Source organism: Vitiosangium sp. GDMCC 1.1324, from assembly GCF_003044305.1.
Classification (GTDB): Bacteria; Myxococcota; Myxococcia; order Myxococcales; family Myxococcaceae; genus Archangium.
On sequence record NZ_PZOX01000011.1, the window covers coordinates 28,043 to 42,439 of the forward strand.

General features: G+C 65.9%; 14 protein-coding genes and 1 pseudogene. 7 read left to right on the forward strand and 8 right to left on the reverse strand.

The annotated features are described in order from the left end of the window. Positions 1-103: 103 nt before the first annotated feature. The 4 genes from DAT35_RS29225 to DAT35_RS29240 all read right to left on the reverse strand — a co-directional run bounded on the left by DAT35_RS29225 (position 104) and on the right by DAT35_RS29240 (position 3,175). Positions 104-1,207: a hypothetical protein gene (locus DAT35_RS29225; protein WP_146209923.1), complete on the reverse strand. Its 1,104-nt coding sequence runs from the start codon at positions 1,205-1,207 to the stop codon at positions 104-106. Between the two features lie 142 nt (positions 1,208-1,349). Further along, positions 1,350-1,559 carry a hypothetical protein gene (locus tag DAT35_RS61005; protein ID WP_233261779.1) on the reverse strand — a complete coding sequence of 70 codons (210 nt, stop codon included), beginning with the start codon at positions 1,557-1,559 and terminating at the stop codon, positions 1,350-1,352. An 858-nt stretch (positions 1,560-2,417) separates the two neighbouring features. Next, positions 2,418-2,864, reverse strand: a complete 447-nt coding sequence (locus DAT35_RS29235) for a helix-turn-helix transcriptional regulator (protein WP_146209924.1) — start codon at positions 2,862-2,864, stop codon at positions 2,418-2,420. Positions 2,865-2,908: 44 nt separating this feature from the next. Next, positions 2,909-3,175, reverse strand: coding sequence for a hypothetical protein (locus DAT35_RS29240; protein ID WP_108071081.1), 267 nt, complete (start codon positions 3,173-3,175; stop codon positions 2,909-2,911). 716 nt (positions 3,176-3,891) lie between these two features. Between DAT35_RS29240 and DAT35_RS29245 the strand changes: the two genes are divergently transcribed. Together DAT35_RS29245 and DAT35_RS29250 are read left to right on the forward strand one after the other, a co-directional pair. Continuing rightward, a complete protein-coding gene (locus DAT35_RS29245; RefSeq protein WP_108071083.1) occupies positions 3,892-5,676 on the forward strand; it encodes a hypothetical protein in 1,785 nt (594 codons plus the stop codon). Between the two features lie 382 nt (positions 5,677-6,058). Continuing rightward, complete coding sequence (locus tag DAT35_RS29250; protein ID WP_108071085.1) at positions 6,059-7,474, forward strand: serine hydrolase; 1,416 nt, start codon at positions 6,059-6,061, stop codon at positions 7,472-7,474. A 12-nt stretch (positions 7,475-7,486) separates the two neighbouring features. Here DAT35_RS29250 and DAT35_RS61010 read toward each other — a convergent pair whose 3' ends face one another. After that, positions 7,487-7,657, reverse strand: a complete 171-nt coding sequence (locus tag DAT35_RS61010) for a hypothetical protein (RefSeq protein ID WP_233261780.1) — start codon at positions 7,655-7,657, stop codon at positions 7,487-7,489. A gap of 716 nt (positions 7,658-8,373) precedes the next feature. Between DAT35_RS61010 and DAT35_RS29260 the strand changes: the two genes are divergently transcribed. From DAT35_RS29260 to DAT35_RS59160, 4 genes are all read left to right on the forward strand, one after another. Continuing rightward, on the forward strand, positions 8,374-9,447 hold the full coding sequence (locus tag DAT35_RS29260) for a radical SAM protein (RefSeq protein WP_199243030.1): 1,074 nt from the start codon (positions 8,374-8,376) through the stop codon (positions 9,445-9,447). Between the two features lie 106 nt (positions 9,448-9,553). After that, on the forward strand, positions 9,554-10,522 hold the full coding sequence (locus DAT35_RS29265) for an alpha/beta hydrolase (protein WP_108071549.1): 969 nt from the start codon (positions 9,554-9,556) through the stop codon (positions 10,520-10,522). A 404-nt stretch (positions 10,523-10,926) separates the two neighbouring features. After that, entirely contained in the window at positions 10,927-11,241 is a 315-nt protein-coding gene (locus DAT35_RS29270) for a DUF2500 domain-containing protein (protein WP_158501922.1), read from the forward strand. 103 nt (positions 11,242-11,344) lie between these two features. Continuing rightward, a complete protein-coding gene (locus tag DAT35_RS59160) occupies positions 11,345-11,521 on the forward strand; it encodes a hypothetical protein (protein WP_158501923.1) in 177 nt (58 codons plus the stop codon). 42 nt (positions 11,522-11,563) lie between these two features. Here the strand turns inward: DAT35_RS59160 and DAT35_RS29275 are convergent, their stop codons facing one another. Further along, positions 11,564-12,337: a VOC family protein gene (locus DAT35_RS29275; protein ID WP_108071091.1), complete on the reverse strand. Its 774-nt coding sequence runs from the start codon at positions 12,335-12,337 to the stop codon at positions 11,564-11,566. Next, positions 12,334-13,263, reverse strand: a complete 930-nt coding sequence (locus DAT35_RS29280; protein ID WP_108071093.1) for a hypothetical protein — start codon at positions 13,261-13,263, stop codon at positions 12,334-12,336. The genes DAT35_RS29275 and DAT35_RS29280 overlap by 4 nt, the downstream gene beginning before the upstream one ends. A 495-nt stretch (positions 13,264-13,758) precedes the next feature. Here DAT35_RS29280 and DAT35_RS60050 point away from each other — a divergent pair, with 495 nt between their 5' ends. After that, on the forward strand, positions 13,759-13,911 hold the full coding sequence (locus tag DAT35_RS60050) for a hypothetical protein (RefSeq protein WP_199243031.1): 153 nt from the start codon (positions 13,759-13,761) through the stop codon (positions 13,909-13,911). Positions 13,912-13,943: 32 nt separating this feature from the next. On the opposite strand, the pseudogene DAT35_RS62455 reads toward DAT35_RS60050, so the two are convergent. Next, positions 13,944-14,054 (reverse strand): annotated as a pseudogene (locus DAT35_RS62455) (hypothetical protein); the annotation flags it as partial. Positions 14,055-14,397 lie beyond the last annotated feature (343 nt).

A 14,397-nucleotide genomic window follows, 5' to 3' on the forward strand; every position in this document is an offset into this window, starting at 1 on the left:
CCGTGCCCTCCGGCGCTGCAGGGCGAACACCGCGCTGACCTGGTCGAATTGTGACTGAGGGGGCAGGACTGAGCTCCCCCTGGGCCCGGGGCCGCACCCGCATCTAATTCATGGCATGGATTTCTGTAAACCGCTCTGAATCCAGCAATACCTTGTTCTCATGGGTCGCCAGATCGTAAACACCGGTGATGGGATGACCCGTGCTGTCTTCCGCTAGATAGTAAACACGATTGTCATTCGTCGAAATAGAAGTGACGTTATAGCCTGACAAGATGAAAACAGGATTGGATTCACCGCGTTTGACGACAGTCACCTTGTTGAGCTCGCGCACGATGAAATAATCACCGGTCTTATGCAGCACGGAATTCGAGCTGCAGCTCATGCACGGGGAGCCGGGTTGGAATCCGTATTCATTGACAAGTGTGAGGCCGCCGTGAACGTCAACTTCACCGAGATGAAAAAGGTTGAAGTCGCTTCCCAGTCCTTGAGCAAGCACCACGGCTCCGTTCTCACTGTGTACGCTCTCATGGTTCAACGCGCGGATGTCGCCTTCTGTGCGCTCGCCAGTAGCCATGTCGATCACTGCCTTGGGTTGGCAATCATCAATCACCGCGTGGGTGGCATCCAAAGCCATGATATGCGGACCGTTACAGCTCATGACATTGTAGCGTACACCGTTAACAGTATTGAAAATCTGGTGAATGGAGCTATCACTGATGATGGCAAAGTTGCCAGACATGGTGTCCACGAGCGGTCGGGTGAGCGTGGTTTGTATTGGCTCCAACGTCAAGGTCGACTTTCTGAGCACTGTGCCGGTGACGAATACAACATCGCCGTTATCATTCTCCCCAACGAATCTCCCGAGGTCTGCAGGGATTTCGCCGGAGGTGTTGTCATGCTTTACATAGAAAGTCCGGAGGTCATCCGTTCCTGTGGCACGAGTCGTGACTATCATGCCCCAGGAGATTGCATTGACACTCACCACTTCAGCTCCTTCAAGTACGGGAGTGACATTGCCATTCGCTTCAATCTTGAAAAGGTTTGATTCCGCGGCCTTTGAACGCCCGGAACTGATGCCCTGCTGGCTGTAGAGAAGAGCCTTTGCACCCGCGAGGTTGAAGGCCAGGTCCTTGGAGCCGGAGCCTTCATCACCGCAGGAGGTGACAACGGCAGAAAGAACAAGAAGTGAGGCAAGAGTCTTTTTCATGGGCGTAAGCAAAGGTAGGTCACGAAGGTGACAGCGTGACTCTAGCCAGAGCGCCGGATGCGAGACTTGAACGAAATGCAGATTCCAGATTCGGCAGCCTTAAGAGCGCACCTCTTGCCGGGTGGGAGGCGGGAGCTTCGGCCTATCCTGCGGAATTCACTGCCTGGACCAATTCCTCACGGGTGACTGCCCGGTCCGTGATCTCGGCCTTCGAGAAAAGGAAGTCGACCACCTTCTCCTCGTACGCCGTCGCGCCGAGCTGCGCCTCTGGGCTCGATGGGTCCATGCCGTGGTACTCCCCCGCGATGCCGTGGGCCTGTCCGATCGCGGGCAGGAGGAGTCCCAGACGCACGCGGCGCCTGGCGATAGCGCGATACTCGTCGCGCTCCTGCTCGAGCGCGGCGCGCGCGGCTTCGGGATGGGCCTCGAGGCTCGCTTCATGCTCGAGCTGCTGCCAGGCCCGATGGGGCTGGCGCCGCCTTCAGGTCCTGCGTATAGGCGGGAGAGAAGCCATGTAGAGGGAGAGGGCAGGAGCGGAGGGGCCGAGAAGGGCTGGTGCCGGGGCGAGCAAGGCCGAGCGCCGAGCCGGTACACGGGACGGTGCAACCCGTTGGGGCACACCCCAGCCCAGGCCGCCCTGGATTGAGGAGAGAGGCAGGGAGTTGGGGCGTATTGATGTTACCGCGCACGCTTGTTGATGAAGATTTGTACCGGCTGGTTGATGGGCATCAGCGAGGACGCGCGGGCGCGTCACGGGCGTCAATGGTGCTCGAAGCAGTGCCCGGCCCGCATCGAGAGCGTCGCCCCTTAGGGGCCGCTTCACAGCCACGTAGCGGTGCTCGGCGGCCACCACCAGCCTCATGCCCTCAGCGGCCTTCTCCAAAGCCGCCAGCTGCGAGGCCACCGTCCTCTCCTCCTGCTGGCGCGTCGTCGACACGCGCGCATACAGTGCCGCTCTCTGCATCATGGCCCTCCTCCTGGGCGTCCTCCTCGCCCCTTGGTTCCTGGCTGCATGATGCGGCCCTGGGGCCTGTCCTTCTTGCCGACGAGCCGCTGCGGGCTGCCTCCAGCAGCAGCCTGACGGTCCTGCTCAGCCGCTCCTCGCCGTCCGGGGCCGGGAACGCCTTCCACTTCACTTTCCAAACACGCTTGCCCATCCCGCTCGCCTGACGGCCCCTGCTGCTGAGGATATGGCGCGCCTGCTGGGCGGCTACGCGCGAAGCCGACGAGCGCCTGGGCAGCCTGAAAACCCGGCGATGGAGCGAGAAGCGGATGGGGTTTTTGCCGTTTGCGTCTTGAACACGTCCGGCGGCCACCCCTGCAAGATGTGGATGATGCGGTTCAGTTCCGGGTGCTCACCGGCCGCGGGTGGAGGGGTCGGCGCCGTTGCCTCGTGGGCCTGAGTACCCAGGGACAGGAGCGCATCCGAGCAGATGGCCAGGGTCTCGCAGATGCGCCGAAGCGTGGGGACGCTGGGCACCATGGCGCCCCGCTCGACCCGGCCGTAGACGCCGGACTTCAGGCGCACCTTCCTGGCCACCTCCGCTCGCCTGCGCAGACGGGCCTCCTCGGGGCCCTCCTGCACCGTCCAATGCGTGTCGCGCGGCCCTCCTGGACGACCACCTACCCCCGCCCTCGCCCGCAACAGGGCTCCCATGCCGCCTATGCTCACGCTGGCGCGCGTGACACTCTCCTCGGCCTTCAGGCGGGCAATCTCCCCTGCAGCGCGGCGATGCGGGTACGCCGCTCGGTGGACTGCGTCGCTCCCTCGAATCTCACACGCGCCAGCGCAGCACGCGCGGCCTCCTCCGCGGCCAGGGACCGCTCCAGCTCCGTCTGGCTCCTGCTCCACTCCATCCTGCTCACCACTCCCCGTTGAAAGAGCCGCTCGGTGGAGGCCTCGTCCTCCTTGGTGCGCTGCGTCACCGCCTGAGCCTCGGCGAGCCGGGCCCGCGCCTCCTCCACCACGCCCGCGACCCCCCTGGCCCTTCTGCTCCACCAGCCCGCGCTGCGCGGCCTCGAGCTCCGCGCGCGCGGCCTCGAGCTGCGGCCCCATCCCCTGAAGCTGCGCCTCCGCGATCTGGCGCTCCTCCTGCTCATGTTCCAGCTCGACAAGCACGTCCCCCGCATGCACGGAGCGGTGAAGCTCCAGACGCGCCTGCGCGCTGCGCTCATAGACGGTGACGTGTGCCCGGAAGAACCAGAGCCCCCAGAGCGCGATCAGCCCCACCGGCAAGAGCCAGAGCACCGGCCGCCCCCGCCCGCGCACCAGGGCGTGTCAGGTGCGGGGGAAAATGCTTTCAAGCTCGCCGGTTTCGTCAGCGGCTCCGGCACTCTGAGGAGCGCGGCCGGCTCGATCTCCAGACAGGCTCACCGGAGAAGGCGCGAACTCGAATCACAGGCATTTTTCCCTGTACTCAGTTTCTATGAACGCAGCAGCAACGAGGAGCAAGCACATGAAAATCAAGACGAGCATTCGTGGTGGTCTCTTCATCAGGAATGGTAATGATCCCCTCCCCTACACGGGCAACTGCCGCGCCTACCCGCTGTGAGTCAGAAGAACGCGTGTCTGACATCTGATTCGAGCCGCCAGCGGCCCGAGCGCTGGCCGCTGGCGGCCGTACCCCGTTTGGAGCAGCCCCTCCGCGCCTGAACATCCCGGATCTGCTCCGAGGAGCCCCCGCATGAGTCAGGAAGCTGTGCCGGTTGATCCCCATGAGACGCTGTACCTGCCCATGCGGCGTCGCTTCATGAGCGAGTACGCGACCACCCCCGAGGGCACCCGGGAGTTGCGCCTCCATTTCGGAGTCAAGGAGATCACGTTCGATGAGCCGGAGCTGTTCTCCTTCGGCGAGACGCTGATCAAGCAGGACCAGTTCATGGCGGGCAGCGCCACCACCTGGAGCTCGGGTGAGCCCTACTCCTGGGAGCGAGTGAGGGAGCTGATCGAGGCCCTGTTGGCCGAGGATATCCTCTCGCGCGAGCCACCGAAGCCTCCTGCCGGGAGTGACCAGCATTGGAGATTCCTGGAGTCAGAGGCCCGGCGCCAGGCGCCCACCGAGCCCCTGTGGTGGAACCCGGACTGCCCGAAGGTCATGGAGAGGTTGACGGGGCGGCCGCTGGAACTGGGCTTCCTCGAATCGGTGCTCCCGCTGCATCGCGTCGCACACCCGGCGCTCGACGCGGAGGGCCGCCACGTCGGGGAGATGAACGTCTTCCCCGATGCCATGCGCATGAATCTACCGACGGACTGGCGCTCGTGCCCCTATCCGGGCAGCCGCTATCGGGACGATGCGATGATGAACGTGACGGCGCTCAGGTCGATGACGCGGCACTGGAAGCCCGTGTTGCAGGGGGTGCTCGCGGTTCGCGAGGAATTCCTGCGCCGTTATCCCCTGCTCCCGGACGGGCGCTGGCGGGTGGGGGATGTTCATGCCGTGTCCTGTTTGGTGCTGGCCCTGCCAACCCTGCTGCTGATGCGGGGGAACGAGCCCGTCCCCAACGGTGCGTTGGATCCCGTGCTGTCCTCCATGTTCCGGGTGACGGACGGCGTGCGGATGGTGATGTCCAACATGCTCCTCGTCCCGGAGCTGGGGGCGACGTACGACTCGCCCATGACGGCGGCCGAGCTGCACCGCATCACGGAACAGACCAACCTGTTTCTCTCGACCCGAGGTGTCTGCGCTGGTCCCCCGCACCTGGTGGATGAGTTCCTGGCGACGCTGCTGGATGGCAAGCCCATGGCGGGTGCTCCCGCGCCCATGGCGGGGTGGGGGGCCGAGATCCCCGCGGCGGTGGATTACGGGCTGCTCGGGCTCCAGCTCTATGTTCTCCAGTTCAACCTGTGGAGCTACATGGGCCCCGCCTACGAAGCGATTCGCGGGGCGCTGCTCGAGGTGGAGGATGAGCCGGATGGCGTCCTGGGTCGGCTGCGCGCCCATGTCGAGCGCGATTGGGAGCTCATCCTGTCCAATCGCTTGCACGAGTCCGATCGCCGGGACTGGATCGAGGCCCGCCGCGCCGAGGTATACGAGTGCGCTCAGCGCGGCCTGAGGGGTTTCCGGGAGGACGCGTTGCATCACCTACGGGATGCCTTCACCCCCGCGAGGGATGAGGTGGATGCGAAGGCCCGCCTGCGGCTCCGGGAGTTGATCCGCTCGCGCGCGGGTTCCCCCTCGGGAGCCCAGAGGGACGCGCTCGACACCGTGGCGGATGCCGTAGCGGAGTTCCTGGCCATCGAGCGCTCAGCGCTTCGCGCCTTGGAAACCGTTCAGCGCCAGGTCAATGCGTTGCTCCAGCGCCCCCACCCGGATCGAAGGTTCACCGGCGCGGATCTTGCGATTCATCATGATCTGCGCGTCGGTCTCATCCGCGTGCTGCCCTATTTGATGGACGTGCTCCGGGATGAGCTGGGCATCACCGTTGAAAATACGGCGGATATGACTCGAATTGAAATCACAAACGCCTGACCCGCACTCTGCAAGGTTGAACGCAGTTCGAGCAAGGAGCAAGCACATGAAGATCAAGACGAACATTCGTGGCGGTGGTGGTTGCTCCCGCGCCTACCCCGGCTCTGGCTTCCCCCCCGGCGGCCCTCGTCCCCGTTTCTACCCCTTCCCGCTGGAGCTGTAGGAGACGCTAGACGAACTCGCGGTCGACTCGAGTCGTCAGCGGGCGGTGCATCGCCTGCTGGCGACTTTGTGTTTTTCCTTGCAGGAGCTCCACGAAGCCGCGAGTGCCATCCACGCGGATGCGTTGGCCGGTGCGGATGCGCTGCGTGGCTCCCGCACCTGGAGGCCCGCTGGCAAGGTCCTGTCGACAAGCCTGTCCGCAACTGCTAGCCGGGGCAGCATGCGCTCAAGCTCCCATGCCCTCCTCCTCCCCGCCCTCCTGCTCTCCGTGGGCTGTGCGACCCCCTACGCCGCGCGCTCCACCGACGCCTATATCCAGGCCGTCCTGGAGAAGAACCATGTCCCCGGCGCGGCCGTGGCCGTCGTCCGCGACGGACACCTCGAGACGCTCTCCACGTATGGCCTCGCGGACCTGGAAGACGGGGCGAAGAGTGAACCGGACACCGCGTTCCAGATCGCCTCCGCCACCAAGGTCTTCACCGGCACGCTGGTGATGCTGCTGGTGCAGGAGGGGAAGCTCGGCCTGGACGAGCCGCTCTCGAAGTACCTGCCCGACGCACCCGAGACGTGGAAGGGCATCACCGTGCGGCACCTCGCCGCCCACACGTCGGGCGTGAAGTCGGGCTTGAAGGAAGGCTCCGCCGAGCAGACGAGCAGCAACGCCTCGGTCGCCGAGCGGTACGAAGCCGCCCGGAAGGAACCCCTGGACTACACGCCCGGCGAGCGCAGCGCGTATGGCCTCACGGATTTCGTCGTGCTCACCCATGTGCTGGAGAAAGTGACGGGCCAGGGTTTCGAGGAGCTGCTGCGCAGCCGCCTCTTCGAGCCGCTCGGCTTCACGTGCACGCGCTTCGAGCACGCGCGGCAGCAGGGGCCGGTGCGCATCGCCGATGTCATCCCGCGCCGAGCCACCACCTACCGTTACGTGGACGGAGCGCCGCATCGCGCCTGGTTCCTCTACCCCCCACACACCTATTCCGCGGGCGGAGCATTCTCCTGCGTGAAGGACCTCGCCCGCTGGGCCGTGGCCATGGACGAGGGCACGCTGCTGAGCCCCGAGTCGCAGCGGGCGGCCGCCACGCCCTTCAAGCTGAACGACGGCCGCGAGGGCGACTTCGGCGTGGCCTTCACCCACGGCACGCTGCGGGGATTGAAGATGTTCGGGCATTCCGGGGGCGGTGCGTTGGGGGACGTGCTGCGCGTTCCGGAGAAGAAGCTGACGGTCATCGTCCTGACGAACGCGCAGGGGCTGCAGCCCATGCTGGCGCCCGTCGTCGCGAGCCACTACCTGCCGCCACTGCCGGAGCTGGACGCACCTGGTATTCCGGACGCGGAGTCGGCTCTGACGGCGGTGCACCGCGGAACCATGGAAGGCCTGTTCAACGGCACGCTCGACGCCGCCGCCTTCGCGCCGAGCGCCCAGCAGGAGCTGCTGCCCATCCTCCAGGGCTTCGGAACCCCGGGCAACGCGCTCCTGCCCCCCCTCCACCGGGTGACGCTGCTCGAGGAACGGAAGGACGGAGACTCGCGCAAGCGCGTCTATCGCGCGGTGTATGGAACGGATGTCTCGCTGAAGTGGACCTTTCGCCTGGACTCCGCGGGGAAGATCCTCGACCTGCAATACGAATGGGAATGACGGACGGCCGCGTCACTTCTTGCGCAGCGGCTTCAACGCCCCACCCCAGGCGATGACTTGGTCGAGCATGGCCTGGACGGACTTCTCGTGGTGGGGCGCGGGCGTGAAGGTGGTGTAGTCGTGTCGCGCGGGCCCTCCTGGACGACCACCTACCTCCGCCCTCGCCCGCAACAGCGCTCCCATGCCGCCTATGCTCAGGAGCGGAGCGGGAGTTGAGGTCGACGCATGCTGCATAGCGGGCAGGCGTGCTGTCGTCCTCGAGCAATTGAAGAATCTCTTGCGCGCTCTGCGTCTCGTTCTTACGATGGCGCAGTCGATTTTCTCCTTGGAGGACCATTGCGCCTGAACTCCTGAATCCTCGGCCCTGAGCAGTTCCTTCTTTCCGTGTGCTCCACTTTCGCGCCCGGAACCGGATTCCGGAGTTCCCGCATGTCGTCGCTGTCCTCCCACACCCTGGGCCTTGGGTTTTGCTCGCCGAGCAGGCGTCCTTCACGCGTGCGTCCGCGAGGCGCTGGACCTCCCGTGTGATCACGCGCTCCGGGTTCGTGCGAGCGGGCTGAGCCCGCGGTCGGGGCGCTAGCCCGGCCTGCCTCGACCCGGAGTCGAACGTGTCGGGGAGGCAGAGGCCTTCGTCCAGTCGTCCACGACGAGCCGCTGACGCCATCCGTCTGTCTTCAACCTCGAGCACCCTGTTCCTTCGGGGATGCGTGCATCGGCCACGTCCGTTGCTGCCTTCTGCCCGGGGGCGGCCTCGCTGCGATCGCGCCGACTCTGCACGCCCTCTGTCTGGCGACGGCGCGCTCGAGTCCACGACCTCCACCCAGAGGAATCCATCAATGCCGAGTCAATCGAGTTCAAGAGCACATCGAAATGTCAAGCACCCTGCCTCACGCGTCAATGTGCTGCCGAGCCCGCCGTCCGGGACGATCCTGGCAAACATCCATGAGCACCTGGCGAGGACAGGCGTCCCCTCGTACCGGTTCCGCCAGCTCGTCCTCGCCTTGCAACAGGGAGCCGAGAGCTTCGACGAGGTGCGAGAGCTGCCCGAGCCCCTGCGGCAGGAGCTGAGCGCTCACTTCGGCCGGACGATCCTGCCCCTCAGGATCATGTCTGTGCAATCCGAGGAGCAGGTCGAGAAGGTCCTGTTCGAAACGCAAGCAGGTGCGCGACTCGAGACGGTGCACTCGCGTTATCGCGCCGGGTGGTCGTCGGTCTGTGTGTCCTCCCAGGCGGGATGCGGGCTCGGCTGCACCTTCTGCGCCACGGGCGCCCTGGGCTTCGTGCGGAATCTGAGCTCCGACGAGATCTGCGCACAGGTCGTTCACCGGCGCTGGAGGACGGAGGCGTCGACGGTGCCCGATAGCGTCGCCTTCATGGGCATGGGTGAGGCATTGGCGAACCCGAGTGTCTTCACCGCGCTGCAGGTGCTCACGAGCGAGGGGTTCGGCGGTCTTTCACCGAGACGCATCACTGTCTCGACCGTGGGGGTCGCACCCAACCTGGAGCGGCTCACGCGCGAGCATCCCCAGGTCACGCTCACCCTGTCTGTCCACTCGCCATTCGCAGCGCAGCGCGCGGAGCTCATTCCGCTCGAACGCCGCTACTCCCTGGAGGAGAACCTCTCGATACTCGACAAGCACGTGGTCGACGTGCGTCGAAAAATCTATCTGGCGTACCTGCTCATCGCAGGCGTCAACGACTCCGTCGACCACCTGAAGGCGCTCGCCCGGCTTGTCAAGGCTCGCTCACGTCCGGAGCTCTTTCACGTCAGCGTCATTCGATACAACGACGCCTTCGGCGCGGCTCCCTCCTACCGAGCGCCGACGTTGGAGCACGTGACCGGGTTCGTGGCGCAGCTCCAGGCCAGCGGGGTTCATGCGACGCGCAGACAGCAATTCGGTTCGTCCATCGATGCCGCATGCGGCCAGCTCCATGCGCGTACGGCCCTGTCCGCGCCCACGACCGCCAGGTGACGTCAGCCCCCGTGGACTCCGCGGCTGCCCACGAGGGGGCTCCAGCTGCTGCAACGAAGAGCCGCTGTCTCATCCATCGAAGTTCGAACACCCAGAGGTGAAGTCCATGCAAGACAAGTCGAAGCTCCAGCGCCCGCCGTTCGATCTGAAGCTCGCCGAGCTCCTGCCTCGCCTGGAGGGCTACGTGCCGGTCAACATGACGACCGACCGGATCAACGAGTTCCGCGAGATGCCGATGCCCTCACTCGCCGATCAGATCGGCGACCGCCCCGTGCAATGCGTGGACTACACGATCCCAGGGTATGGCGGGTTCGAGATCCAGGTGTCGGTGATCTCTCGAAAGGACCACGTGAAGCCGGGTCCCGGCATCTACCACATCCATGGAGGCGGGATGGTCATGGCCAATCGGTTCGCCGAGGCGTCTGTCCTGGTCGACTGGGCGATGAAACACGACGCCGTGTGCGTCACGGTCGAATACCGACTCGCGCCGGAGTCGCCGGATCCCATCCCGGTCGAGGACTGCTACGCCGGGCTCCAGTGGATGGACTCGCATGCCGAGGAGCTCCGCTTCGATCCCGAGCGTCTGGTGATCTTCGGGGGGAGTGGTGGAGGTGGGCTGTCCGCAGGAACCACTCTCCTGGCGAGAGATCGCAAGGGGCCGAAGCTCATCGGCCAGATCCTTCAGTGCCCGATGCTCGATGACCGCAACGAGACGATCTCGTCCTACCAATACCATGGGGTGGGGGTCTGGGATCGGACAAGCAACTTGACGGCGTGGACGGCGGTACTCGGTGATCGCCGAGGGACCGACGATGTCTCCATCTACGCGGCGCCCGCTCGAGCCACGGAGCTGGGTGGCCTGCCGCCGACGTTCATCGACGCAGGGGCCGCCGAGGTGTTCCGTGACGAGGCGGTCGCGTATGCGAGCGCCATCTGGGCAGCCGGCGGAGACGCGGAGCTCCACGTGTGGGGAGGTGCCTTCCACGGCTTCTACGCCATCGCTCCGAACTCCGAGCTCGCGCGCTCCTGCATTGCTGCGAGGGAAGCGTGGCTCGAGCGCCTGCTGACGCGGTAAGACGCATAGGGCGAATAGAAGGCCTGTGGTAAACCCCGCTCACTCCGGGAGCAAACGGGGAAACGGGCAGGAAGGCCGCGGAGCAAACACTCCAGGCCGGGCTCGAGCCGCCTGTCGATGGCGCATCGAGGGCGAAGCCCGCACGCTTTCCGTAGGACTTCCGTCCGGGTACGCCGCCCTCGTGCCAGGGGCCCCGTCCGCTCCCCGACAGCGGCCCTCAACCCGGCGCCGCCCCCGCCTCGGGGGGTGCTACGGTCGACGCGCCATCACGTAGGCCCGCTTCTCGTCACCTGCTGACGGGAGCTCCGGGGGGCGGTCCTCATCGGTGATGAGGGCCAGGTGCGCGCCTCACCCTAGGCCGCGCAGCAGTAGACCGTGGGGGACTCATGAGCTGCTTGTATTTCATGTTCGTCTTGGTCTTGCTGTTTTGCCTGTTGGCCTACTTCAGATGGATGCCGATAGTCCGGAACCTCCGCAGCCCCGTCCTCTCGCGGCCGGGGCGCGTCGTCGCCAAGCGAGAGCAAGTCTCTGCCACGCGCGACTGGGGCACCACCGTCTACTTCGTGACGTTCGAGTTCCCGGACGGCAGTCGCGAGGAGTTCAGGGTTCTCCCCAACGTGCATGGCCTCCTGGCGGAAGGCGACCAGGGCACCCTCGTGTCGCAGGGAACCTGGTTCAAGGGGTTTGAACGACAAGGGCTCCAGCGCGGAAATGACTGAGGTGTAGCAGCCCTCTGTGCGCGCGGGAGCACTGGCTGCGTTCGCCCGCGCGAAGGGCCCGAGCTCGAGAGGAGCAACCACGATGCGAATGAAGCAGTAGAGGATGCGCCCGCCCTTAGGGGGCTCCAGCTCCAGGGGCTCCGAGTATGGCTTTGACGTTCCCGAGCTGGACGCGGAGGTGGCCGGCTTCCGGGCCCAGCGGCTGCGCGACCTGATGGCAGCAGTGCCGCCGCTGGGCTCTCGGAACGTGCGCGCCGAGCCCATGGCCCACACGGCGTGAAGCCGCGTGGCCGGCCCGTGACCGCGGGACAGGAAGCCCTCCCTACGCGCGCTTGCCCGCCGAATAGATGGCGAACACACCGCCCTGCGGATCCATGCACTGGGCGATGCGGTCTCCGCCGGGGACGTCCATCGGGCCGTTGAGCACCTTTCCGCCCTTTTCCGGGATGCGCCTGGCGGTCTCGTCGGCGTTCTTCACGTTGATGTAGTGCAGCCAGTGAGCGGGGGCCTTCATCATGTTGGCGGCGTTCGACATCCCGCCCATCGACTGCTTGGGGTCGGTGCCGAACATGAAGTACTCGCCGAGCTCGGGGCCCATGTTCATAGACGAGGTGGCCTTCCAGCCGAAGAGAGCGGAGTAGAACTTCCAGGCGCTCTGCCAATCGGTGGTGTTGAGCTCGGCCCAGCTGAAGTTGCCGAGCATCTCGCGAGGAGCGAGTTGCTGCTCGCCTTCGCGGGGCTGCGGCTTGAAGATGGCGAACACGGCGCCCTGCGGATCCGCGAGGACGGCGTAGCGGCCGACGGTGGGGATGTCGGAGGGAGGCGACATGACCTTGCCGCCCATCTTCCGCGCCTGCTGGGCGATGGCATCGACGTCGTCGACGTGGACGTAGCCCATCCAGTGCTGCGGAACGCCAGCGCGCTTCATTTCGTCAGGCAGCGCCATGACGCCCCCGACTCCCCGGTCGCCGGCCTTCAGGAGCTCGTAGTCGCCGCCCGGAAATTTCTCGGTCTTCCAGCCGATGATGTCCGAATAGAAGGCCTTCGCACCGGCGAGGTCGGAGCACAGCAGGTCGTACCAGATGAATCGGCTCATTTCGTTCCTCCGAAGGGATGGGCGCGCCGCTCTACTGCACGGGAGCGAGTGGAACTGTTACGGCGAGTACGCGGTCGAGTGCCCGCGCGAGACGCGACAGGCCGCGAGGCCGGGCCGTACCTCTCCAGCAGGGCAACGAGCTGTTTCGCGCCCCGGATGAAGTCGAGGCGGAGCTGGCGCCCATCCACCAGGCGCACCTCCACACTTCCGGAGAAGCGGAGATGGACGCCGCCAGGGCAGATGGCGTGGAGGGGAATGTGGATGGCGTCTCTCCCCGTGGGCTGCCAGACCAGTCGCTTCTGGGTGAGCCAGAACCTCCCGGAAAGATGGCGCTGGAGCATCTGGCAGACGAAAGGAAGGAACGGAATCATCAGGGAACACACCAGTTGGCTCAGGGTGAGCCACAGACCCCCTGACGCGACGAAGCCCGTGCAGAAGACGAGGAGCATGGGCAGGAAGCAGAGCAACGGCAGGAGCAGCAGTGTCGCCGTCGTGTCCAACTTGAAAGCGCCTTGATGCAGCAGCAGCTCCTCGGAGGAGACAGGGGGAGCAAGCGTCCGGGCCAGCAATTGATGGAGCCGGGCGAGCACCTCCCCGAGGCGGGCCGTCGACCTCGCTGGCATGCAAAGACGCCTGCGCGTGAGTGCTTCCAGCCGGGTCCGGAGCAACTCCAGTTCCCGGACTCGCGCGTGTGTGGGCTCCGTCTCGCGCCACCGCTCCACCTTGGCCCGATGGAGGAGGCGGGCCAGGGCCTCCTCACACTCGGGCTCCTGGAGGATCAGCTCCCCCAGGCTGTCCCACCGCTCCTGCACCGCCTCTTGCCAGTGCTTCTCGCACAGGGCCTTCTCCAGGAGGACGTAGCGCGCGTGAGCAAGCTCCAGCGTTTCGATTCCACCTTCGAGCTGACGACGGAGGTCCGTGGACACTAGGAAGAGGGTGTTCGGGGACCGTGCTTTCTCGCTCCGGGGCTGCCGAAGCGGCGGGAGAGCTCCTTTGACCTCTGAGCGGGTGTGGATGGCTCGACCTCCAGGGACCTCAGGGCGGTGCCCCTTCCTTCTCAATCATAAGAAGCGGAAGGTCGCCGGTGTGCCGGAGCGCCGCGATGCGTCCGATGCTCGACGCTGTTGGAGTCGGCGACCCGTCATGCCGTCCCTGACGAGCGTTCATTCTCGACCCGCCAGGAGCTCGAGGTCTGGGCGGAGGCCCACTCCGTAAGCCGTCGCAGTGCCCCAGAAAACCCACGCCCCTGCTGCGCCGCATGGGCCGGCGTGTGCCCAAAGGGGGCTGCACGGCTGGAAGCGGCGGGAATCGAACCCGCCGTCGCGTCCCTCCGGTGTTGACTCCCAGACGTCCGGGGGGCGGATGAAGGAGGAGGCCCGGGCCGCCATCCTCGATGCGGCCGGCCAGGAGGGCCTTGCGACATGCCCTGGACGGTGAAGGAGGCCTCCCAAGGAGGCCTGCACGTCGCGCTCCAGGCGCACCACTGCCTTGCGCGGGCGAGCGGTCGCCGCGAGCTGGCGGCGCGTGTCGAGCGATTGGGCGACCGGCTCGCGCGAGGGTCTCGCACCCGGTAGATGCGATGGCCCATGCCCATGATGCGGCGCCCGGCGCGCAGCTCCGCCTCGAGCCACGCGGCGGCCCGCTCCGGCTGGCCAATGGCCTCGAGCATGTCCACGAGCCCGGAGGCGCGCTCGGGCTGGAACTCACCGCCCACCATGCGTAACAGGTCCGCCGCGTGGGACAGGGTGGGCTCCGGCCGCACGGGAGCCAGTCCGCGCCTGCGCCTCGCCCAGGGCCCTCTGGAGCGAGGAGGGCAGGGCCTCCTTCGCGTACGAGCGGATCAACCCCCCCTGACCTCGGAAACTGAGAAAGGGAGACAAGGGCCCCTCCTAAGAGGGCTGTTGTCCCTGAGCCCACGTGCGCCGCCAGGGCTCGCTGAGACCCGCAGAGAAACCCTCAGTTCAGACAGTGATTGACAGATTTTTCTGTTTTCGCGAGGCTTGAACCAAATCAAATAGTGTCACCCCGTTCATCCCCCACGGAGGCATATGCAACGCCCT